Below are 22,054 nucleotides of genomic sequence, written 5' to 3'. Positions count from 1 at the left end.
AGTCTCGAGGGAAGCACGCGTCTGAAAGGTAACTATGAAGGAGCTCACGCCTATGTCGAAAATTCCTGAGATCTACGGCTCGATGGTGTTCAACGAGCACACGATGCAGGAGCGGCTGCCATCTGCAACGTACAAAGACCTGATGAAGACCATCCAGAAGGGTGAGCCTCTGAACCTCGAGGTGGCCAACGTGGTTGCCCACGCCATGAAGGAATGGGCAATCGAGAAGGGCGCCACGCACTACACGCATTGGTTCCAGCCGCTGTCCGGCATCACGTCCGAGAAGCACGACAGCTTCCTGGACCCCACCGGCGACGGCCGCGCCATCATGAGCTTCTCGGGCAAGGAGCTCATCCAGGGCGAGCCCGATGCTTCCAGCTTCCCGTCCGGCGGCCTGCGCGCCACGTTCGAGGCCCGCGGCTACACTGCCTGGGATCCCACCAGCTACGCGTTCATCAAGGACGAGGTGCTGTGCATCCCCACGGCGTTCTGCAGCTACACCGGCGAGGCGCTTGATAAGAAAACCCCGCTGCTGCGCTCCATGAGTGCCATCGACGAGCAGGCCAAGCGCGTGCTGGCGCTGTTCGGCGAGCACGTTGATCGCGTGATCACCACCGTCGGCGCCGAGCAGGAGTACTTCCTGATCAGCGAGAAGGACTACGCGAAGCGCTCCGACCTCATCATGACGGGCCGCACGCTGTTCGGCTACTCCCCGTTGAAGGGCCAGGAGCTCGAGGAGCATTACTTTGGCGCCATCCGCCCCACCGTCAACGAGTTCATGAAGGAGCTGGACAGCGAGCTGTGGAAGCTGGGCGTGTCGGCGAAGACCAAGCACAACGAGGTTGCCCCCGCGCAGCACGAGCTGGCGCCGCTGTTCACGAACGCCAACCGCGCCATCGACGAGAACCTACTGACCATGGAAAAGATGCGCCTGCTGGCCAGCCATCACGGCTTGGTGTGCCTGCAGCATGAGAAGCCGTTCGATGGCATCAACGGCTCGGGCAAGCACAACAACTGGTCCATTTCCGCCGGCAAGACGAACTTCCTTGACCCCGGCGAAACGCCCATGGACAACCTGCGCTTCCTGGTGTTCCTGACGGGCGTCATCCAGGCGGTCGACGACTACCAGGAACTGCTGCGCATGACCGTCGCGTCGGCTGGCAACGATCACCGCTTGGGCGCCAACGAGGCCCCGCCGGCGATCGTGTCCATCTTCCTGGGCGACGAGCTGGGCGCCATCGTGGACGCGCTTGTGGACGACCATGAGTACACATCTGCGGAAAAGGTTGCCGTTGACCTGGGCGTTTCGGTGCTGCCGAACTTCCTGAAGGACAACACGGATCGCAACCGCACCAGTCCCTTCGCCTTCACGGGCAACAAGTTCGAGTTCCGCATGCCGGGCTCGGCGGTGAATCTGGCCGACTGCAACATGGTGCTGAACACGGCCATGGCCAAGTCGCTGAAGGACTTCGCCGACGCCATGGAGGGCAAGACGGGCGAGGAGTTCGAGTCTGCCGCCATCGCCTACATCAAGGAGACGCTGAAGAAGCACCAGCGCATCATCTTCAACGGCAACGGTTACTCCGACGAGTGGCCCGCCGAGGCCGAGCGCCGCGGCCTGGCCAACAACCGCACCACGGCCGATGCGCTGCCGGCGTACGTTGCGCCCGAAAGCATCAAGCTGTTCGAAGAGTTCAACGTGCTGTCCGAGGTGGAGGTGCGCAGCCGCTACGAGGTGAAGCTTGAGAAGTACACCAAGCTTATGAACATCGAGGTGCGCACCATGAAGCGCATGACGCGCCGCACGTACCTGCCGGCCATCAACAAGTACGCCACACTGGTTGCGAACGAGATCAACGAGCTGAAGTCCGCCGCCGCAGGCATCGACACGTCCGTGCAGGACGAGCTGCTGAAGAAGGTCACCGACGGCATCAAGGAGATCAACGCCGCGCTGAACGACCTGCATGAGGCGCACCTTGAGGCGCGCGCCATCGCCGACGAGCAGGAGAAGGCGAACAAGTACGCGCACGAGATCGTGCCGAAGATGGAGCGCCTGCGTGCCGGCGTCGACGCCATGGAGTGCGTGGTAGCGCACGACCTGTGGCCCGTACCCACCTACAACGACATCCTGTTCTACTGCTAGTCGAGCGGGAAAACATCCGGGATTTGAAGAAGCCGCCCATTGGGCGGCTTCTTTTACGTATGGGGTTGAAAAGGGGGCAAAACGGTCTTGACGCCCTATTCAACAGGCGGGTTTGGGTTCGGATGCATATTGAACCGTAGGGTCGAGCGAAAGCTCGACCCAGATAAAATAGCGCGAAGCGCGTCACCAAATGTAAGCAAAAAGCTTGGTAAGAAGGTGCTTCCCAATCGAGCCCAAACCTGACAAACGACCTGTCCCTTGTCAGACTACAGTTCGTCGGTGTCGAGCCAGATGGTGAAGGGGCCGTCGTTGGTGAGGCTGACTTGCATCATGGCGCCGAAGCGGCCGGTTTCTACGTGCGGTACATCTTGGCGAGCGCGGGCTACGAACTGCTCGTAGAGGCGCTCGGCCGCATCGGGCGCGCCGGCATTCGTGAAAGAGGGGCGGTTGCCTTTCTTGCAGCTCGCGTACAGCGTGAACTGCGACACCACCAGCACTTGTCCGTCAACGTCGGCAAGCGACCGGTTTGTCTTGCCGGCTTCGTCCTCGAAGATGCGCAGCTTGAAGATCTTGCTCCACAGGCGTTCGATCTGCTCTTCGCCGTCGTTGGCGCCAACGCCCAGCAAAATCAGGTACCCGCGCTCGCACGAGCCAACGGTGGTGCCTTCGATATCAACCTGCGCGTGTGTCACGCGCTGAACCAGTGCCCGCATGGCGTTCCTTTCTCTCGGTGAAGCCAGCATACCGAATGCGTCGGTATAGCGGCGAAAAGTGTAACTTGTTCCGGTCGCCGGAACGAACTCGCGCTAGTTTGTGTTTTGCGCAGCGCTGTTACGCCTTCTCTTCTTGGATGAGGTCGATCATTTCCTGGCTGGAGTGTACGCCGAGCTTTTGGTAGATGTGCTGGCGGTGCGTGCTGACCGTACTTTTCGACAGGCAAAGCTGCTCTTGGATGTAGGCCAGGTTGCGGCCCTTGGCGAACAGCGTCATGATCTCGGTTTCGCGCTCGGACAGGTTGCAGCGCGTAGCCACTGCCAGGCACTTGTCAGTGAAACGGCGCTTCTTGTCCGTTGGCAGCAGGTTCACGGCGAACGCAAGATCGCGCTCGGTGAACGTCATGGTTGTGAGCATGGCGAACACGCCGCCGACAAGGGCGCAGGCAAATATTTCGGAAAGGCCGAACGGCGTATAGTGCACCACGAAGCGCCCGATGAGCAAGCCCACGATGGGGCCGAATGTCCAGCCGGCGCGGATGAGCGAGAACGTGCGCACGCTAGCCGTGGGGTATTGGTGGCATGTGCCGCAAATAAGCACCCACGCCATGATGCCGAAGCACTGAAACGACGCGGCATTGACGGCGTAAGGCGTAATCACGCCGATAGGGTAGATCAGCGGCGTGGGAAGCAGCAGCGATCCCAGCACCAAAAACAGCAGCACGATGCGATAACAATACTCGGGGGCTTTCGGCGTTTTCATGCTAACCAGCGCCAGCATGATGATCGTTGCGCCAAGTCCCACGATAAGCGCGCCGCCGGCCTGAATGAGCGCGTAGTTGCCGCTGCCGCTGCCGGCGATGCCCATTTGGATGTACAGCGTGCGCGCCAGCTCGTTGGCGCAGCCGATAAGCGCGGAAGAAAGCGCCAGCGTGATGGTGAGGTGGTTGAGGTTGCGGCGGTCATCGGCATTTTCGGGAAGCGCTTGCATCGGCAGCGCGCGCTCGCTGATGGCGGCTTTGCCTTTCGCGGTTGACGCGCCCAAGTCGCGCAGGAATGCGCTGATGGCCGGCATGCTAGCGGCGAACAGGCACGACTCAAGCGGACCGAAAAACGAGTACACGCAGAACAGCGCCGACATAAGGATGTAGCCGATGGCGGCGATAGCGGCAGTGGCCTTCGCCGAGAATTTGCTGACCAGAATGCCGAACTGCGCCAAGAAAACGCCCGAAGACACGCCCGATAGCACGCCGGCCGCGCCGGTGACGAAGGCGCCCAGCGCGAACGAGCCGAGCGGCAGGCCGTCGCCCGCATTGCCGGCCGCAAGCGGCAGCAGCAGGGTGGACAGCATCATGACTGCTGCCGCGCCGACGCGCACGGGACGGCGGGCGATCCAGCGGCCACTCTGTGCGTGCCGAATGCCAATGAATATCTGCGTGGCAAGCAGCGCCAGAATGGATATCAGGTACACGGCGTCGAGCACGGGTTCGCCTGCGTCCCCGACTATGTTCAGGCTTTGGAACGTCATGGGCACCCATGCCAGGAAGCATCCAAGCGCGATTCCCGTAAGCGCCTCGGTTTGCCCAAGCGCCTCTTTTGCTTGCGCGCCGCCGCTTGCCAGCGAGCGGGTAACCCTGTCGCGCGCTGTCGCCGCCCGCCCGCCCTCGGCGTCGCCGCCGCGGGCGCTGCTGGCTTTCTGGCTGCGAGCCTGCGCGCCGCCCTTCTTGCTTTTGCCGCCGGATTCGACTGCTGTGCCTTGCTTGATTTCGCGCAAATTCTCGGCCGCGGCTTCTTCGCTGCCGGCCACCTGTGCGCCTGCTTGCTGCTTGCTTTCGCGTGCTTCCTTACTGCCGCGCGTGGCGGCTTTCGCGCTTGATTTCTCCCCCAAGAACGTGCCCTTTCCTCGTCTGAAGCCATTATAAAACACGCTCATGCCGCGTCGGTAAGCCGCTGCTCATGTTAATCAAACCTAACTCGTTAACCAATGTCTTCCCAGGTCAACGCCATCATGCTACTGACATGATTTCGCCATTCCGCCCTCAACCATGCAACCGGCCGGATTCGCGCCGCCCGCTTGTCGCCGTATCGTAGCCAGTGTCGAACGCGCCGCGCGCAAGCCCTGCCCAGGGCAGTGCGTGGCAGCTCGAAGTCGGCGGCGGGCACGCCCCGCGGCCGACTAGAGGGGCGGCAAGCGGCTCGGACGAGAGGCCGCAAACCGCAAGAGGAGACGGCGCGCCATGCAAGCGCGCCACAAGAAAGGAGGATGCATGGGCAAGCTCACGATGACGCGTCGCACGTTCGCGAAGATGACTGCCGCTACCGCTGCCGCGGTCGGAATCGCAGGCACCGGCACCGCGCTGGCCGAATCCAGCGCCAGCTCCACGTCGACCGGCGAGGTCAAGCGCATTCGTTCCACGTGCCGCGGCTGCGGCAAGATGGAATGCGGCGTGTGGGTATACGTGCAAGACGGCAAGGTCATCCGCAGCGAAGGCGACGAGGCCGCCTTCCAGTCCATGGGCAACCACTGCTCGAAGGGCCAGGCATCGCTGCAAGCCGCGTACCATCCGGACCGCCTGAAGTATCCCATGAAGCGCACGAACCCGAAGGATTCCGACGATCCCGGTTGGCAGCGCATCACGTGGGACGAGGCTATGGACACCATCGGCAGCAAGTTTTCCGAGCTGCAGTCCAAATACGGCAACGAAACGTACTTCAGCATGGCCGGCACGAGCCGCATTTGGTCCATGGGCCCCTACGCTGCACTGAAGCAGTGCTTCGTCAGCCCGAACGCCATTCAGGCAAACGAAATCTGCAAGGGCCCGCGTTTCTACGCCACGAAGCTGAACGACTACAACGCCTACAGCTGGATGGAAGTTGTCGGTCGTCCGCGCGTGTACGTGCAGTGGGGCGGCGCTTCGGAGCTGTCGAACTACGACGACTCCTGCCGTACCACCGTCGACGTCGCCACGCGCGCCGATTTCCACATTCTGGTTGACCCGCGTCAAACGAACCTGGGCAAGGAAGCCGACATCTGGCTGCCGCTGCGCCCCGGCACCGACGCCGCTATGGGTCTGGGCTGGATCAACGTGGTCATCAACAAGGGCCTGTACGACGACCTGTACGTGCGCAAATGGATGAACGCTCCCATGCTGGTTGTGGAAGACGAGGACTGGGAAGGCTCCGTGTCCGACTCGCAGTCCACGCACGGTTCGAAGCGCAACCGCCTGCTGAAGCAGTCCGACATCCAGGAAGGCGGCTCGAACACCGCGTTCATGGTGCTCAACGAGATCAACGGCGAGCTGACGTATTATGAATCGAACGGTAAGTCCGTCGCTTCTTCCGTGACCGACGCTTCCGCTGCCGACCTGAACCTGTCCGGCGGCACGTCTGGCCAGCTTCCCCATTGGGAAGGCGAGGACTGGAAGCCTGCCACGGCCGGCCGCGAGGCGCAGATCCACGGCTTGGACCTGACGGGCCAGGCGCAGGGCTTCGTCATCGACGCCACGCCGTTCATCGACGGTTTGTACCCCGCGCTGTACACGCCCGAAGGCGGCATCGAGGTGACGCTGAAGGACGGCAAGAAGGTGCACTGCCGCACCGTGTGGGAGCACCTGTGCGACCGCGTTGCCGAGTACACGCCGGAAAAGGTCGCCGAGATCACCGGCTGCAACGCCGACGACATCGAGCGCGCTGCCACCATCTACGCCACGCGCGTGGACCCGTCCACCGGTTACGGCAACGGCGGCATTCAGTACATGCTGCCGCTTGAACACAGCTGCAACTCGCTGCAGACGAACCGCACCATGGACATCCTGTGCGGCATCACCGGCAACATGGACATCCCGGGCGGCATGCGCGGTTCCACCGCTGGCTGGCCGTTCTTCGACCTGGGCATGACGCTGCCTTCCGCGGCTTCCGTGAAGGGCTCGCCCGACCAGTCCAAGATCATCGGCGGCGAGCAGTTCCCCATGCTGGCCGACCCGAAGTGCAACCCCAGTTGGGCAGACGCCACCAGCATCTACAAGACCATCGAGTCGGGCCAACCGTACAAGCTGTCCTGCGGCATTGGCCAGACCGGCGACCACATGAACCAGTCGAACAGCCTGTACGCCTACGAGCAGCTGAAGAAGCTGGACTTCTGGGTGTCCATCGACCTGTGGGAGACGCCGACCGTGGGCATCGCCGACATCGTGCTGCCCGCCGCGCACTGGATGGAGCTCGACTGCATCCGCAAGTCGCAGGGCGCGTCCGGTTCGTTCGGCGCCACGTGCAAGGCCGTTGAGCCGCCCGCGGAGGCCGAGCCTGACCTGAAGATCATCATGCGCATCTTCAAGGCCATGGGCCAGCCGTACTGCGACGGCGAGACCGACGACGAGAAGTGGCCCATCGACGACGCCGAGAACGTGTGCAACAACATCGCGCTGGCCGGCTTCAAGATTCCCGATTGGCAGGACTACAAGAAGGCGTTCCAGGAGAACGGCCCGTGGGACTCCAAGATTGAGAAGCCCGAGGCATGGGGCACGTACCGTCGTTACGAAACCGGTTGGGCAACCACGTCCGACTCGCCGGCTGCCGTGCAAGCTGTGATGGACCACCCGCAGGGTTGGGACACGTCCACCGGCAAGCAGGAGATCTGGTCCACGGTTATCGACAACTACTATCCCAACGATGACCAGGCCATTCCGACGTTCCGCGAGGCGCCGCACGGTCCTGTGGCCGACCCGGACCTGTTCAAGGATGACAACTCGTTCCTGGCAACCACCGGCCGCCGCATCCCCGTGTACTTCCACAACGAGCACAGGCAGCTGCCCTGGTGCCGCGAGCTGTGGCCCGTTCCGCGCATCGAGATGAACCCCGAAGACGCAGAGCGCATTGGCGTTGAGCAGGGCGATTGGGTGTGGATCGAGACGAAGGAGCACAAGATCCGCGAGGTCGTCGACCTGTACCACGGCATCGCGCCGGGCGTGGTGAACCTTGAGCACCAGTGGTGGTTCCCCGAGCTGAAGCAGGCCGACAAGGGCTTCCCGCTGTGCGGCGTGAACTGCCTGCTGGACAAGGATGCTCAGGACCCATTCATCGGCACGTCGAACCTGCGCGCTTACGGCGTGAAGGTGTACAAGGCCACGGCGGAGAATTCCCCGTTCGGCAACCCGGTGCCCTGCGGCGACGACGGCACCGAGATCATTCACGACTCCAGCGACCCGCGCCTGAAGGCATGGGCGCCTGACTACGAGGGGAGGAAGCAGGCATGAGCCATCCGGCAATCGTGACCGACCTGAACAAATGTGTCGGTTGCCTGGCATGCAGCGTTTCGTGCAAGGCGTTCAACGGCGTGCCGATCGGCAGCTTCTGGAACAAGACGCTGCGCATCGGGCCGTACCCGACCGCCGAGGGTTCGGGGCATTTCCCGGACGTGTACACGTACTTCCTGACCGTGCAGTGCCAGCACTGCAAAGACCCCGAGTGCGTGAAGGTGTGCCCGACCGAGGCCAGCCACATCGCCGAGGACGGCACCGTGCAGATCGACAAGTCGAAGTGCATCGGCTGCCAGTTCTGCGCCATGAGCTGCCCTTACGGCGTGCGCTACCTCAACACCGAGGAGCGCGTGGTCGAGAAGTGCACGCTGTGCGAGCAGAAGACCGCGCAGGGCGGCTTGCCGCAGTGCGTGGCCCAGTGTGGCGGTTTCGCGCGCTTCTTCGGCGACCTGGACAAGGGCATCGAGACGTTCGTGGGTCCGTACAACAAGACGCTCGGCGAGCTGACGGGCGAATCGGGCGACTACCCAATCAAGCCGTACAAGGATTCCGACGTGCATCATCTGCCCGATGTGGGGAACCATCCGTCTTTCCGCTACATCCTGCGCAACCACGAGTGGAAGGGAGAGGAGTAGATCATGGAACTGCAATGGCCTTTGATTCTGTTCACCACCCTTACCGCCTGGGCGTGCGGCGTGTTCGGCGCGCAGGGGGTGCTGGCGCTGAAGGGTGCGGGGAAGAAGTCGCAGCAGCTGCTGGCCGTGGTGTCGTGTGTGCTGCTTGCGGTGGGCGGCATCTGCGTGTTCTTCCACCTGCAGCACTGGGAGCGCATCTTCAACGGCTTCGGCCACATCACCAGCGGCATCACGCAGGAGCTCATCACGATCGTGGCGTTCGTGGTGGTGGCCGTGGCGTACTTCGCGGCGGCCCGCAAGTCCGAGGACGGCGGCACGCTGCCGAAGTGGATGGCCGTGCTGGCGATCGCGATCTCGGTCGTGCTCGCGGCCGTGTGCGCGCACAGCTACATGATGCCGGCGCGCCCGGCGTGGAACTCCGTGCTGGAGGTGCTGTCCATCGTGGGCGCCGCCTGCCTGCTCGGCCCGGCCACCGTGGCCGTGGTGCTGGCGATTAAGGGCGAGGACACCGCCGAGCTGGGCATGCCCGCCGTCGTGGGCTCCGCCGTCGGCGCCGCGTGCACGGCAGCCTACGCCGCCTACATCCAGATGGCCGGCGGCTCGTTCGCCCAGGTGGGCTACTACTTCGACCCCACGCACCCCACCAAGGCCATGGTCGACGCCGGCGCCGCCATCGGCGACCAGGCCGCCCTGCTGTGGCTCGGCGCGGTGGTCGTCGGCGCCATCGTGCCCCTGGCCTGCTGCCTGCTCGCCAAGAAGAAGGGCGACGAGGCCAGCTGGAAGCTCTTCGGCGCGGCTGCCGCGGTGGCCGCCCTGGCCGGCGCCGTCTGCCTCCGCGTAGCCTTCTACGGCGCGGGCCTGAGCGTCTTCATGTTCTACTAGGGCGCCGGCAAAGTGGGACGAAGGGACAGTCCCTTCGTCCCACTCGCGGGCGGTTCGATTCCGCCGCCCGGCCCCTGCCGCCCGATCCGTAGGGCCGAGCGAGAGCTCGGCCCGCAAAAGGGAGCGCGAAGCGTGACACCGAATTCTTCGAACGCCCGCGCTCCCTGGAAGGCGGTGACGCGCCCTTCGGGCGCTGCCAAATCGGGGTGGAGCTCTCGCTCCGCCCTACGAAAACGGCCATGCCGCCGACTGACCCCTCCCCGGCGGCGTGGCGACCCTTGAAAACCAGCTCCCTTCCGCAAGCGGCCCCTTCCGCTTGGAGACATCCCATTCCCCTAACCCCCTTGCAAACAGGAATGTCTCCAAGCGAAAGGGGCCGTTTTGCGTCCCAAAGTGCGCAACGCGCCTACGTGTGGGTTGCCTTGTGTTTCGGATTTGCGCTTGTGGGCGTTTTAACGTAGCCAGCCCAGTTCGAACAGATAATCGGGAGCTATTTTCCCAGGTCAATAAGTTGAACATATTGGCTCTTGTTGACGCTTGAGCGTTAAAACACCCACAAACGATAATTCCTGCCAATGGGATGGTTTGCGGTCTGCAATGAGTCGTCCTGCTTTGGGTAAAGCGTACCCGGTTACGGTTGCTAAGCGCGATTCGGGTTGTTTCTGCGTGGAGCGGGTCGAAATCCGTTCTGTATACAGAACAAAAATGGGTGAAATCTGTTCTGTATACTGAACAGAATGATGGCGAAGGCGCGCGGTGGTGTGCGCTGGTGCGAGGAAGGAACAACTATGCAGGAAGTGCTGTTTGTGGAATACCCGAAGTGCTCGACGTGTCGGAAGGCGAAGGCGTGGTTGGACGCGCATGGCGTGGCGTATGTCGATCGCGACATTGTGGCCGACAACCCCACGGCTGCCGAGCTGGCCGAATGGCACGCGAAAAGCGGGCTGCCGCTGCGCCGGTTCTTCAACACCAGCGGGCAGCTGTATCGCCAACTCAACGTGAAGGTGCAGCTCGACGCGGGCATGTCCGACGCGCAGGCCTACGACCTGCTGGCAACGAACGGCATGCTGGTGAAGCGCCCGATCGTCGTTGGCCCCGACTTCGTGCTTACCGGCTTCAAAGAGGCGGACTGGGAAGCGGCCCTGCTATAAGCCAGCGTTGCGATGAATGTTAACCCGCTTTTGCTCTAGCGGAACACTGCTCAACGCGTGCACCCGAAAATTCAGGTGGCTACTGGGCTCTGGGGCGTAGGGCTGAGCAGATGATGCACTTCAAATAGGCTGCCTTGCAAGAAGACTCGTAGGGAAGAGCGAAAGCTCTTCCCCAACTAGAAAGCGCGAAGCGCGTCGCCAAATTCCCGCTGGGGAAGCAGTGACGCGCTTCGCGCTTGTTTGTTGCGGGCGGAGCTTTTGCTCCGCCCTACGTTGTGGCTTACGGGGCATCTGCTCCCTTCACCAGCTTTTATGCGAGCTGCTCGGTGAAGTCGCTGGGCGGGATGATGCACATGCGCGTGCCGTTTTGCAGGCGGATGCGGCCGATGTGCAGCTTCAGGCGCCCGGCCGTTTCCAGGTCGGTCATGCCGAAGCGCGACACCACCAGCTTCTGGCTTGCCTTGCCAGCCAGGGCGTACACGCGGCGCACGTCTTTCTCGTGCTCGCGCTCCTGCTTGTCAAGCGGCATCTCGGCGCTGTCGTAGTACTCGCGGCACGGGATGAAGCCGGCCACGAACCCGGCAACCACCAGCATCTTCGGCGACAGGCCCGCAACTTGATCGTACGGCACAACCTGCACGGCATCGGAGGCGTCGATGGTAGGGGCCAGCAGGCGAGCGCGGAAGCGTGCGGCCATGGCGGCGGCGGAGTTGTCCTCGCCGGCCAGGCACAGGCTGCGCACCACGGCCGGGGCGGTTGCTCCCGCCTCGCCGGTTACCAGCTCGGCAAGCTTGTCCAGCAGTGCGGAACCTTCAAGCCCTGCGGCAGCTTCGATCACGGAAAGGCCTGCTGCGTGCGCATCGGCAACGCGCTTGGCGCCCACCACGTGGTCGATCTCGCCCGTGCCCACGGCCTGCGCGCCGCCCAGCACGTCGCGCAGCGCTGCCACCAGGCCCCCGTTGCGCTCGTCGGCGTACGTGCGCAGGTTCGCAATGGCGGAGCTGTTGGCCAGCCAGTCGTTGTAGCCGCACCAGCAGCGCCATGCCAGCGCGTTCTCGGGGTTTGCCACCAGGTCAAGCGCCGTCAGCACGTGCGCCGGCACGCAGCGCGCGTTGTCGCGGATGTCGCCGCGCACGGGCTGACGGTCGGTCAGGATGCGCGCGGGAACCTTTGCGGCCAGCAGGGCCTTCGTGATGTTGCGCGCCCAGATGCCGTTCGGCACGGCCACCACCACGTCGGCCGGGGGTGCGCCTTTGGCAACGGCGTCGGCCACGCGCTTGGCCACGCCCACGAATTCGTTTTCGGGCTCGGGGAAGTCAAGCACCTCGGTTGCGCCTGCGGCAGCGTTGTCTGCGGGCCGGAATGCCACGGACTCCACATCCGGGTCGGCCAGTAGCTTCGCAGCAGCCTGCGCGCCCGCGGCGCACGTGCGGCACTCGGTCAGCTCAACGTCGGCGGCGCCGGCGTGTGCATCCGTGAACTCGTCCAGGCCGGCGGCGTACGGGTAGCTGTCGTACACTTCCACGCAGGCCACGCGGTCGCCCGCAACGGTAAGCGATTCGCGTGCCACCAGGCCCGCCAGCAGCTGCGATGCCTTGCTGATGCGCTGGTAATCGTCCACAAACACGTGGGCGAACGCGTGGGCATCGCGCGCGCCGGCATGGCTGCGCAGGTAGTTCACGGCCAGGTTGCCCAGTTCGGGCTCAAGGATGCTGCGCGTGAACGCCAGGTTCGCCTTCACCAGCTCGTGGATGTTCGATTCCTCGCCGGCCAACAGCCAGTTCTCGTCGTCGTCGGCAAGCTCGGTCCAGCTGCGGTAGAAGAACTTCAGCATCTCGCGCAGGCGCTTCGGACGCAGGCCGCTGACCTTCATGTCCTCAAGCAGGAACAGCTTCTCGTAATCAGTGAGCAGGCGCGGCTCGCGGCCCGACCAACGGATGGCCTCGGCGTCGCCCATCACGTCGAGCGCCAGCGCGCGCGGCGTGGCAACCGCAACGTCGGCGGCGCTTACGCCCGCAGCTTCGGCGGCGGCGTCAAGGCGCGCCTTGAACGCCAGCGCGGCTTGCGGCGTGGCGCACAGCACCAGCACGTTGGTGGCTTTTGCGCCCTGCTTCAGTACCTTGACCGCACGGTTGATAAGTTCCTGCGTTTTGCCGGTGCCCACACCGCCAACGATGCGCGTTGCGGCAACCTGCGATTGATCCTGCGTCATTTCAGACCTCCCAGCTGATGTCTGCTTATACCTATATATATGGCGAACGCGTTGGTCCTGTGCCCCGCTGCGAGCATTGACGCTCTTGCGCGGCGAACGTCAGAACCATGCGTTTCAATGAGCGAACGCGCAAGAGCGTCCGCAGCGTATTCCGTAAAGCAACAAACACTTTACCTTGCGTTCGCGAAACGCCCCTTCGCCACGTGCGGCGATGCTTGCCGGCTGCGACGGGGGAGTGGGACACCGGGAGTGTCCCTTTGGCCCACTTTTGCGCTTCGCGAAATGGAGGGGTGCGAGGCGAAGCGCGCTTCAATGGTGCAAGGGGGAGCGGCACCCTCTTCTGTGGGGAGGGAGGGGGGTGAGAGAGCGCTGCTCCCGGGTAGAAGGTGGCCTATCCCCCAAGGCCCTTGCTAAGCCACCCTCTACCCGGGAGGCCGGGCGCGCGGCCCGGCGATTCCCGTCGTGCTGCGCGGGAAGTACCAGTTCCCGCGCTGGCTGCCGGCCGGCAAGGCGCCTGTGCGCCCGCCGCCCGCAAGCCCCGCCAGCGTGCACGTGCCGCCGGCGGTAAATCCTGCAGCAACGGCGTTGCCGCAGGTCAAACAACTACTCGTTCTTCTCCAGCGTAACTTTCTCGCCTTTCTTGGCGATCAGCGGCATGGTGATGGCGTTCGCGGGGCACGCGTCTACGCAGCTGCGGCACTTCGTGCACTCGCTCCATGCGGCCTCGGAAAGCTCGGGATGGCGCGGGTCGATGCCCTCGTTGCAGGCCTTGCCGCAGCGGCCGCATGTGGCGCCCTTGCTGGTTTCCAGGCACTTCGCGTCGTCGATGGTGGGCTTGAACGTGCGGTTCAGCTTCGCGATAAGGCTCATGAACGCCGACAGCGGGCACAGCTTGTGGCACCACTTCTTGAACAGCACCACTTCAGCGATCAGTAGCGCCGGCACCACGATGAGCGACCACGTGACGTCGCCCTGGCCGAACAGGTTCACCAGCAGCAAAATGGTGGCGAACGTCAAGCCGATGGGGCACACCAGGCAAAACACCGGGAAGCCGAAGATGAACGTGGACACCAGCGCGCCGCCCAGCACGAAATGACGGGCGTCAACGGCGTCGCCGCGCTTCTTTGCGCAGCTGGCGCAGCCGGCCAGGCCCTTCGCGTCCTTCTCGCAGCCGGTGGCAAGCGTGGCCTTCTCCTCGTCGGTCAGCGGGGCCACGTTGGCGGCCTTGGTGCCGTCGGCGTCTTCGGCCTTCGCTTCCTTAGCCTGCGGCTTGCTGAACAGGTCGCGCAGCTTTTGCACCAGCGGCACCGGGCAGATCCAGCCGCAGAACGCGCGGGCGAAGATGACGATAAGCACCACCATGATGACCAGCGACACCAGTGCGCGCGGCACCATCATCTTGCTGGCAAGCATGGTGCCCAGCGCGCCCAGCGGGCACAGGATGGAGATGTCCCAGATGCCCGGCGCTGAAATGGTGCCGATGCCCAGGTTCGTCAAAAAACCGACGAACACGATGACGATGACGGCAAGCGCCGTTAAGGTGCGCAGCGTCTTCGAATTCTTTTTCATGACCGCACCTTACCTTTCTACCTGGTCAAGCGGCTGGATGGTGATTGCTCGCGCCGTGGCGCCCTCGGAAATGGAACCGTTTTGCAGCGACACGCACACGCTTTCGCAGGCACCGCAGCCGTTGCATTTATTCTCAAGGACCACCGGGCGATTGTCGCCGTCAAGCTCCATGGCCTGGTAGGGGCACGCATCGTAGCAGAAGCGGCAGCCGATCAACTTGTACGCCAGGCACCAGTCGGTGTTGATGACGGCGCGGCCGATGATGGTGTTCTCCTTCGTGGCGCCGGCAGGCAGTTCAAGCGCCTTCGTGGGGCAAGCACTCACGCACAGCGGCGTGCCGCCGTTTTCTTCGGTGCACCAGTCGCAGTAGTTGTCGCTGAAATCGAGCGTTGGCGTGCGCATGTTCAGGATGCCGTCTTCGATGTGCGCCGGGCGAATGACGTCGCGCGGGCAGATCTCGTAGCATTTCTCGCAGCGGATGCACGCGCTGATCAGGCGCTCGTCGTCCTGGCCTCCCGGAGGGCGAATGATGGCCTGCGGGGCCACGTACTTCAGCCCGCCCAAGCCCAGCATCACGGCGGCGCCGCCGATGCCAAGGCACAGCGTGCGGCGGGTCATGCCGCCGGTCTTCTCCTGATTTTCGGCAGCTTGCGCCCTTGCCGCGCCCGCTGCCTGGCTCGTCTTGTCCGCGCGGTCTTCGGGCAGGTCCGTGCGGTTTTCTGTAGTAGTCATCGCTCCTTCTTTCGTTCGCCCGATGTCGGCCCCCACGCCGGCGCCCTCCACGCCGGGAAACCTTGCAGTGTCACCGCGGCGCGCGCCGGTTTCAGCGCGCGCGCCGCGGGCGGTGCCTATTCCTCGTCGGTGAGGACGTCGTCCAGAAACGCCTTGTCGGTGTTCAGGAAGCCATCGGTCAGATACGCCAGGCCCTGGTACAGGTCGGTTTTCGCGAAACGCTTCATGTCGGCCGTCATCATGGGCACCCAGGACAGCAGATGATCTTCCAGGAAGTTCTGCTGCGTGGTTAGAAGCGCGGCGGCCTCGTCCTCGTCGCCGCGGCGCAGTGCCTCGACGGTGCGGTTGGCCAGGATCTGCTCGAACTCCAGCTCCAGCGCCACGTGGTCTTCGCCTTCCTTCCAGCTGTCCTGCTTGTCCAGGCCGGCGGAACGGTAAATGGCCAACACTTCGTCGCGGGCGTCCTGCATGAGCAGGCGCTTCTCGGACGTGTACACGCTCTCGAACGGGTAGGCGGCCGAGAAGGCGTCCACGCCGTGGCCGATGAACACGCGCGTGTAATCCACGGCCAGGTCGGTCAGGCTGTTCTCCCAGGTGTTGGACAGGTACTTCGCCAGACGCAGGTAACCCTCGTCAACATCGGAGTTGCCCGTGGCGGCGGGGAAGCGCATACCGTGCAGCTGGTCAAGCAGTTCTTGGTCGATTTCCACGCGGAACAAGCGGCTGAGCAGGCCGTACGTTGCGGCACGCTGCTCAATCAGCTTGATAAGCTCGTCCATGGTTGCCTCTTCGGCGGTGTTGGTGTTCTCGGCCATGATTAGTTCTCCTCGTATTCAGCTGTGGGTTCGTCCACGACATCTGCCAGCATTTCCAGGCCCTGCTTACCGATTTCGGTGGTAAACCACGCCTTGCGCCATTCAAGCGCGTCGCATTTTTCCAGTTTGTCCACGAAGTGCGGCGCGTACAGGCGCGGCTTTTGCACCAGCGGGTCGTTGTCCACAACACCGTTGATGGTGGGCGTGGTGGCGCCGGACGCGTCGTTGCACAGCATAAGGATGCGCTTGTAGATGGTGGCGTACTTCGCGTCTTCCTCAAGCAGGGCGCGCAGGCGGTCGATGGGCTTGTCGGAATCAAGTTTTGCCTGGCCAGCCTCGGTGATGCGCCAGAACACCTCAACGGGTTCGGCGGCTTCCAGATACTCCACGCCGTCCACGACGACGGTCTTCGGCTCGGTTTCAACCTCGTCGGCCGGCGTGCCGTCGGCGGTGACGCGCTCGATGGCGCCGGCGCGCTCAAGCAGGCTGCACAGGTTTGCGGCCGTGTACACGCTGAAGTTGTCTTCCTGCAGTTTGTCGACGTGCGCGTTCACGTCGGTGACGGTTTGCGGCTCTTCAACGAAGGCCAGGATGCCCAGCAGCACCTTGCGGCGCGGGGCCATGGATTTGAACAGGTCGTCGATGCGCTCTTCGGGTGTGCGCGTGTCGACGGGCTCGGCCGGCTGTTCGCCGGGCGTATCGGTTGCAGCGCTGATAGCAGCGATGTCGCCGCCCTCGTCCTCTTCTTCGTCGGCGCCGGTGTCCTCTAGTGGATCGAACTCATCAAGTTCGGAATCGAACAGATTGAAAGTGGAATCAGACATGCTCCGCCCCTCCCAGACATTGCTTACAACAAAACAAGCGCCAGCCCAAGCGGCTCGACGCTACAGTGCCGGCCCGTCAGGCCGACTCCGGGAACTTCACCCCTGAAGTTCCGACTTTTGCAAACATGTCTGCCGCGCGCCTCTCGCACGCAGGCGGACTCCCCGCAACCGATGATAGGGGTGGCGCGCCGGCGGTGTCAAGGGTTGATTTCGCGCGGTTCGTTATGCTTTCTGTAGGATAAAAGCAAGCCTGCCTGCAACGCTTTCGGCAACTGGCGTTTGACAACGCGCCGGCGGTTGCGCGATACTTCGCGACGGGGTTTGGGGAAGAATCCAAGTGGAAGGCGGTACCGACGCGCGCGGGGGCGTGCGCGGTCCGCATTGCTCTCAGGAAAGGAAGACGAGCCATGACCGCTTTTATTCGACCCTCTTTAATTTTGCGTATGGACCTGGACGAACGTTTATTCAACGACGAGCAGGTTGCCGACATCAAGCGCTCGTATTCCTACGTGGCGCCGCCGCTGGTGCAGTCGCATGCGCCGGCCGATGAAGCGCGCGTGGAGAACGTGATGCGCTTCATGATCAAGCTGCACCGCCCGTATTGGGACAAGTCCAACGCCGACGCCGAAGAGTTGTGGCAGGGCGTCATGCCAAAGTGGCTGCACAACATGTTCGCGAAGGTGTCGAACACCATCACGGCTGCTAACAACATTCACGCTGAAAACGGCGAGCCGGCGTTTCCGTATCACTGGCTTGAGCTGGAGTTCGGCGACAACGCGCTTATGGCGGTGAAGACGGGCAGCGACTCGTCGTTCCCGGCCGAGGGCGTGGACATGGTCGAGCGCGTGCGCGACCTTATGAACGAGGGCGCGCTGGGCGAAGGCATCGCGTGCGTGCGCATCCCGTCGCGCGCCAGCTACGAGGCGCAATTGGCCGCCGCCGAGGCGGCGCAGGCGCAAGCCGAGGCCGATCAGGCTGCTGGGGTTGCGGAAGAGCAGGCTGCCGAGGTCGACGAAGCTGCAGGTCAGGAAGCCGTTGCGGCCGCCGATGTCGTTGCCGAGGGCGAGGCCGCTGAGTTTGCTGAGGCAGGCGAGGCAGATGCGGCCGAGCAGCCCGAGCCCGCGTTTGCGGCTCCGGTGCTCCCCGCGTTCGACGTGGACTACGGCACCTGGGGCATCGAGTACGCCGACGGCACCGTGCGCGAGTTCGATGCAGCAACGGGCGCGTTCAAGTAGCGTTTTCGCGAAGGCGGGGCAGTCAGCCTCTGCCTTCGCGCTGTTTGCCGGCGTTAACGTTTCAGGTCGTGGGGGCGACTGGTGTGGGGAACCGCTATACTGGCGGTTTGCAAGGGGGTAGACGAGAAAGGGGCAGCAATGCCAAGTGCAAAGAATTTCTTCGGTCTGCTCGAAAAACTGCAGAGCGCCGATATCACGGTTCACCAGAACCGCTGCGCCGTTGTGCGCAATCGTAACGCAAAATGCCTGAAATGCGCCGAAGTGTGCACGTCAGGCTGCATTTCTTATGAGGACAACGAGCTGATCATCTCGCCGGAAAAGTGCATCGGCTGCGGCACGTGCGCCACCGTGTGCCCGACGTGCGCGCTTGAGGCGCACCGTCCCAACGACGCCGAGCTGCTGCATCAGTGCATCCAGGCTATGCGTGCCGCCGATGGTGAGGTCATCATCGCGTGCGAGCAGATCGTGAATGCCGCCGAAGGCCTGATCGACCGCACGAAGGTCGTGTCCGTCACGTGCCTGGGTCGCGTCGAGGAAAGCCTGCTTACCACGCTGGCCGTTGCCGGCGCCAAGCACGTCAGCCTTGTCGAAGGCAAGTGCGGCGAATGCCCGCACGCCACCGGCTTCCACATGGCCGAGCAGGTGCGCGACACCGCCAATACGCTGCTGGAAACCTGGAACAACGGCATGCGCGTTGACCTGGTAGCCAAGTTCCCGCGCTGCGCGCGCCTGGAGGGCAAGGCCAGCTTCGACGCCGACAAGCGCCACTTCTTCGAGGAAATGAAGTCCGAGGCCAAAACGGCCGCCGGCACCACGGCCGACTTCGCCGTGAAGGAAACGCTGGGAATCGAGGACAAGCCCGAGTCGCGTTTCCAGAAGGTTATGGAAGACGGCACGCTGCCGCATTTCATCCCCGATCGCCGCGAGCTTTTGCTGAACAGCCTGGCCAGCCTGGGCGAGCCGCAGGACGTCATGATCGAGACGCGTCTGTGGGGTCACGTCATCATCGACCCGGACAAATGCGGCAGCTGCCAGATGTGCGCCACGTTCTGTCCGACGGGCGCCATCAGCAAGTTCACCGACGAGGACGGCACGTTCGGCGTGGAGCACTTCCCGGGCGATTGCGTGAAGTGCCGCTGCTGCACCGACATCTGCCCGAAGCAGGCACTGACGTTGTCCGACGAGGTGTTCGCCGTCGACTTGCTGTCGGGCGCGGTAGAGCGCTACGAGATGAAACCGCTGGCGCACCCCATCGGCGACCCGCACCAGATTTGGCACACCATGAAAGACCTGCTCGGCTGCGACCAGGTTTACGAACGCTAAGCAAGCAAGAGGCCGTCCCAAGGGGCGGCCTCTTTTGCGCGTGGTTACGGCTTACTGCACCCTTTCAGCCCGCTTTCAGGGTTCACCGTATACTGTTGGATGAACGATTGCGCCTCCCCATGTCGTTTGCTTGCTGGCGTTTGGTTGGCGCGGCGTGGCTGGCGGGGCATTCGTGCTTGGCTTGGCGCGAACTTGCGGTTATGAAAGGCACACCATGCAGATTCTCATCGTGGAAGACGACGTACGCCTGGCGCAGGCGCTTGCGCATATCTTGACGGAAAATCATTACGGCGTCGACGTGGTGCACAACGGCGCCGATGGCCTGGCGTATGCGGAAAGCGGCATCTACGACGTGGTCATCCTTGACGTCATGCTGCCGAAGATGGACGGCTTCACCGTGGTGGCCGAGCTGCGCCGCAAAAGCGTCAGCACGCCGGTGCTGCTGCTGACGGCGCGCGACGCCGTGCCCGACAAGATCACCGGCCTTGACAGCGGCGCCGACGACTACATGACCAAGCCGTTCAGCCCCGCCGAGCTGCTGGCGCATTTGCGTGCGCTCACGCGTCGCCAGGGCGAGGTGGTGTTCGAAAAGCTTGCGGCGGGCGACTTGTCGCTGAACCTGGAAAGCTACGACCTGACGTGCGGGCAGAAGACCATCCACCTGTCGTTCAAGGAGTTTTCCCTGGCGAAAGTGCTTATGAGCAACCCGGGCCAAGTGGTGTCGAAAGAGCTGCTCATCGAGCGGGTGTGGGGCATCGAGTCCACGGCCGAGGACAACAACGTGGAAGCCTACGTCAGCTTCCTGCGCAAAAAGATGCGCTTCCTGGGATCGAAAGCGTGCATCGAGACCATCCGCAAGGCCGGTTATCGGCTTGCCGTCGACGGCCAGTCTGCGGCGTAAGGCGGCGCGCGCATGCTGAAGAAGCTCCGCATCAAGTTCATCGCCCTGAATATGATCACCGTTGCCGTGGTGCTGACGGCGGTGTTTGCCACCATCTGCGTGGTGAACTACCAGCAAAGCGTGGCGGTGGTTGAGGCCACGCTGAACGACGTGGTGAACCAGGCGTCCGATCATCAGGGAAAACAGCAGCCGGGCAAAGATGGCCAGCCAGGCAAAGACGGCCAGCCCGATGGAGGCGCGGCCCCGGAGGGCGAGGGTACTTCGGCCGATCAGGCCGCCGCAAGCGGGGAAGGCGGCCAGCCTGCCGCCGCGGCGCAAACGCCTGACGGCGGCTCGGCTTCGGCCGCCTCTTCCTCTGACGCGACGGGCAAGGATTCTCCTGCCGCAACCGGCGCCGGCGCAAGTGCGCTTATTGCCGGCATCGCCGATGATGCGGACGGGTTCGGTGGGCCCACCATCGGCGGGCGCGACAAGGGCGGCGGGCAGGTTATTCCCGTGGCGCTGTTTACGGTAGACGCCAACGGTGTCACGGCGGCGTCGGGTCGCTTCAACACGGCATCCATCAGCGACGACGTGCTTGAGCAGGCAGGCGCCGAGCTTGCCGATGCCGCCGAGGGCTTCGGCAAGCTTTCCGATTCCGGCTTGTTCTACTTGAAGCGTCAGGCGGGCGGCGACATGTATCTGGCGTTCGCCGACATCAGCTCGGCGCGGGGCTGGGAAAGCCTTGCGGCCACGCTTGCCGTCATCGAGGTTGCCACGCTGGCCGTGTTCTTCGTCATCAGCCTGTTCTTCAGCCGCTGGGCGCTTGGCCCCGTGGCGCGTGCGTGGGTGCAGCAGCGCCGGTTCGTGGCCGACGCCAGCCACGACCTGAAAACGCCGCTTACCGTCATCCTGGCGAACACGTCCATTGCCCTTGAGCGCCCCGAACGCAGCGTTGCCAGCCAAAGCCAGTGGCTTGAAAGCACGCAGCACGAGGCCGAGGCCATGCAGGGCCTGGTGGGCGATTTGCTGGAGCTGGCGAAGATGGACGAGGAAGAGGCCGCCGCAAGCGCGGGAGCGCCGCGGGCGAATTTCGAGCTCGTTGACCTGTCCGACCTGGTAGAAGGCGAGCTTTTGCAGTTCGAGTCCGTGGCGTTCGAGCGCGGCGTGCAGCTGGAACCGTACGTGCAACCCGGCATCTTGCTTCTCGGCAACGAGCAGCGCCTGCGCCGGCTGGCAGGCACGCTTATCGACAACGCATGTAAGTACGTTGACGAAGGCGGCGTGGTGGAGGTGACTCTTTCGGAGACGGGCAAGTACGCGAAGCTTGCGGTTCGCAATACCGGTGCGCCTATTGCACCCGAAGACCTGCCGCATGTGTTCGATCGCTTCTATCGCGCGGACAAGGCGCGCACCAGCGGCACGGGCGGCCACGGCCTGGGGCTTGCCATCGCGCGCGCCATCGCCGAAGAGCATCGCGGCACGTTAACGGTTGCCAGCACGCAAGAGGCGGGCACTACGTTCACGGCAACGCTTCCAATAAAGTAAGAGCTGCGGAGGCGCAGGCTGTCCGGACATCGTTTAGTGCTGGCCGGGCGGTGCGGCGACGGCGGCCCAGATGAAGCAGCCGACCCACCCGCCCCCGCCCAGGGGGGGCAATTCCGCCGACGCAAACAACGCCCCAT

At 63.6% G+C, this 22,054-nt stretch carries 16 protein-coding genes; 9 read left to right on the top strand and 7 right to left on the bottom strand.

Translation table 11 applies throughout. The annotated features are described in order from the left end of the window. Positions 1-52 precede the first annotated feature (52 nt). Positions 53-2,143, top strand: coding sequence for a glutamine synthetase III family protein (locus tag ACWI6D_RS01465; RefSeq protein WP_449133408.1), 2,091 nt, complete (start codon positions 53-55; stop codon positions 2,141-2,143). Positions 2,144-2,409: 266 nt separating this feature from the next. On the opposite strand, the gene dtd is transcribed toward ACWI6D_RS01465, so the two are convergent. Together dtd and ACWI6D_RS01455 are read right to left on the bottom strand one after the other, a co-directional pair. Then, complete coding sequence (gene dtd, locus ACWI6D_RS01460) at positions 2,410-2,856, bottom strand: D-aminoacyl-tRNA deacylase (RefSeq protein ID WP_449133407.1); 447 nt, start codon at positions 2,854-2,856, stop codon at positions 2,410-2,412. Between the two features lie 118 nt (positions 2,857-2,974). Beyond that, positions 2,975-4,744 carry a response regulator transcription factor gene (locus tag ACWI6D_RS01455; protein WP_449133406.1) on the bottom strand — a complete coding sequence of 590 codons (1,770 nt, stop codon included), beginning with the start codon at positions 4,742-4,744 and terminating at the stop codon, positions 2,975-2,977. 379 nt (positions 4,745-5,123) lie between these two features. On the opposite strand from ACWI6D_RS01455, the gene ACWI6D_RS01450 reads away from it, so the two are divergent. The 4 genes from ACWI6D_RS01450 (at position 5,124) to ACWI6D_RS01435 (ending at position 10,779) form a co-directional block, all read left to right on the top strand. Continuing rightward, entirely contained in the window at positions 5,124-8,108 is a 2,985-nt protein-coding gene (locus ACWI6D_RS01450) for a molybdopterin-containing oxidoreductase family protein (RefSeq protein ID WP_449133405.1), read from the top strand. Further along, the gene (locus ACWI6D_RS01445; RefSeq protein ID WP_337368240.1) at positions 8,105-8,746 is read left to right on the top strand and encodes a 4Fe-4S dicluster domain-containing protein; all 642 of its coding nucleotides are present in this window, start codon (positions 8,105-8,107) and stop codon (positions 8,744-8,746) included. The genes ACWI6D_RS01450 and ACWI6D_RS01445 overlap by 4 nt, the downstream gene beginning before the upstream one ends. Before the next feature lie 3 nt (positions 8,747-8,749). Beyond that, complete coding sequence (locus tag ACWI6D_RS01440) at positions 8,750-9,628, top strand: dimethyl sulfoxide reductase anchor subunit family protein (RefSeq protein WP_449133404.1); 879 nt, start codon at positions 8,750-8,752, stop codon at positions 9,626-9,628. A 788-nt stretch (positions 9,629-10,416) separates the two neighbouring features. Next, positions 10,417-10,779 (top strand): arsenate reductase family protein, encoded by a 363-nt coding sequence (locus tag ACWI6D_RS01435; protein WP_302936004.1) that lies wholly within the window; start codon positions 10,417-10,419, stop codon positions 10,777-10,779. Between the two features lie 310 nt (positions 10,780-11,089). On the opposite strand, the gene ACWI6D_RS01430 is transcribed toward ACWI6D_RS01435, so the two are convergent. From ACWI6D_RS01430 to ACWI6D_RS01410, 5 genes are all read right to left on the bottom strand, one after another. After that, on the bottom strand, positions 11,090-12,991 hold the full coding sequence (locus tag ACWI6D_RS01430; RefSeq protein ID WP_449133403.1) for a UvrD-helicase domain-containing protein: 1,902 nt from the start codon (positions 12,989-12,991) through the stop codon (positions 11,090-11,092). Positions 12,992-13,594: 603 nt separating this feature from the next. Then, positions 13,595-14,560 (bottom strand): 4Fe-4S binding protein, encoded by a 966-nt coding sequence (locus ACWI6D_RS01425; protein WP_449133402.1) that lies wholly within the window; start codon positions 14,558-14,560, stop codon positions 13,595-13,597. A 9-nt stretch (positions 14,561-14,569) separates the two neighbouring features. Further along, on the bottom strand, positions 14,570-15,292 hold the full coding sequence (locus ACWI6D_RS01420; RefSeq protein WP_302936009.1) for a 4Fe-4S dicluster domain-containing protein: 723 nt from the start codon (positions 15,290-15,292) through the stop codon (positions 14,570-14,572). A gap of 116 nt (positions 15,293-15,408) precedes the next feature. Then, positions 15,409-16,107, bottom strand: coding sequence for a TorD/DmsD family molecular chaperone (locus ACWI6D_RS01415; protein ID WP_129423331.1), 699 nt, complete (start codon positions 16,105-16,107; stop codon positions 15,409-15,411). Between the two features lie 2 nt (positions 16,108-16,109). Further along, entirely contained in the window at positions 16,110-16,931 is an 822-nt protein-coding gene (locus ACWI6D_RS01410; protein WP_449133401.1) for a hypothetical protein, read from the bottom strand. Between the two features lie 407 nt (positions 16,932-17,338). Here ACWI6D_RS01410 and ACWI6D_RS01405 point away from each other — a divergent pair, with 407 nt between their 5' ends. From ACWI6D_RS01405 to ACWI6D_RS01390, 4 genes are all read left to right on the top strand, one after another. Further along, on the top strand, positions 17,339-18,166 hold the full coding sequence (locus tag ACWI6D_RS01405; RefSeq protein WP_449133400.1) for a hypothetical protein: 828 nt from the start codon (positions 17,339-17,341) through the stop codon (positions 18,164-18,166). A 138-nt stretch (positions 18,167-18,304) separates the two neighbouring features. Beyond that, positions 18,305-19,489, top strand: coding sequence for a 4Fe-4S binding protein (locus ACWI6D_RS01400; protein WP_449133399.1), 1,185 nt, complete (start codon positions 18,305-18,307; stop codon positions 19,487-19,489). 214 nt (positions 19,490-19,703) lie between these two features. After that, on the top strand, positions 19,704-20,390 hold the full coding sequence (locus ACWI6D_RS01395) for a response regulator transcription factor (RefSeq protein WP_449133398.1): 687 nt from the start codon (positions 19,704-19,706) through the stop codon (positions 20,388-20,390). 12 nt (positions 20,391-20,402) lie between these two features. Then, positions 20,403-21,917 carry a sensor histidine kinase gene (locus ACWI6D_RS01390; protein WP_449133397.1) on the top strand — a complete coding sequence of 505 codons (1,515 nt, stop codon included), beginning with the start codon at positions 20,403-20,405 and terminating at the stop codon, positions 21,915-21,917. Positions 21,918-22,054 lie beyond the last annotated feature (137 nt).

The organism is Senegalimassilia sp., from assembly GCF_977052095.1.
Note: the sequence above shows the minus strand (reverse complement) of the source record. Positions and strands in the feature narration are given on the sequence as shown.

Bases quoted from the DNA above. Each gene is read 5' to 3' on its own strand.
- ACWI6D_RS01420 (WP_302936009.1), bottom strand. From the start codon at position 15,292: ATGACTACTACAGAAAACCGCACGGACCTGCCCGAAGACCGCGCGGAC.
- ACWI6D_RS01440 (WP_449133404.1), top strand. From the start codon at position 8,750: ATGGAACTGCAATGGCCTTTGATTCTGTTCACCACCCTTACCGCCTGG.
- ACWI6D_RS01425 (WP_449133402.1), bottom strand. From the start codon at position 14,560: ATGAAAAAGAATTCGAAGACGCTGCGCACCTTAACGGCGCTTGCCGTC.
- ACWI6D_RS01450 (WP_449133405.1), top strand. From the start codon at position 5,124: ATGGGCAAGCTCACGATGACGCGTCGCACGTTCGCGAAGATGACTGCC.
- ACWI6D_RS01445 (WP_337368240.1), top strand. From the start codon at position 8,105: ATGAGCCATCCGGCAATCGTGACCGACCTGAACAAATGTGTCGGTTGC.
- ACWI6D_RS01405 (WP_449133400.1), top strand. From the start codon at position 17,339: ATGACCGCTTTTATTCGACCCTCTTTAATTTTGCGTATGGACCTGGAC.
- ACWI6D_RS01465 (WP_449133408.1), top strand. From the start codon at position 53: ATGTCGAAAATTCCTGAGATCTACGGCTCGATGGTGTTCAACGAGCAC.
- ACWI6D_RS01435 (WP_302936004.1), top strand. From the start codon at position 10,417: ATGCAGGAAGTGCTGTTTGTGGAATACCCGAAGTGCTCGACGTGTCGG.
- ACWI6D_RS01430 (WP_449133403.1), bottom strand. From the start codon at position 12,991: ATGACGCAGGATCAATCGCAGGTTGCCGCAACGCGCATCGTTGGCGGT.
- dtd (WP_449133407.1), bottom strand. From the start codon at position 2,856: ATGCGGGCACTGGTTCAGCGCGTGACACACGCGCAGGTTGATATCGAA.
- ACWI6D_RS01395 (WP_449133398.1), top strand. From the start codon at position 19,704: ATGCAGATTCTCATCGTGGAAGACGACGTACGCCTGGCGCAGGCGCTT.
- ACWI6D_RS01390 (WP_449133397.1), top strand. From the start codon at position 20,403: ATGCTGAAGAAGCTCCGCATCAAGTTCATCGCCCTGAATATGATCACC.
- ACWI6D_RS01410 (WP_449133401.1), bottom strand. From the start codon at position 16,931: ATGTCTGATTCCACTTTCAATCTGTTCGATTCCGAACTTGATGAGTTC.
- ACWI6D_RS01415 (WP_129423331.1), bottom strand. From the start codon at position 16,107: ATGGCCGAGAACACCAACACCGCCGAAGAGGCAACCATGGACGAGCTT.
- ACWI6D_RS01400 (WP_449133399.1), top strand. From the start codon at position 18,305: ATGCCAAGTGCAAAGAATTTCTTCGGTCTGCTCGAAAAACTGCAGAGC.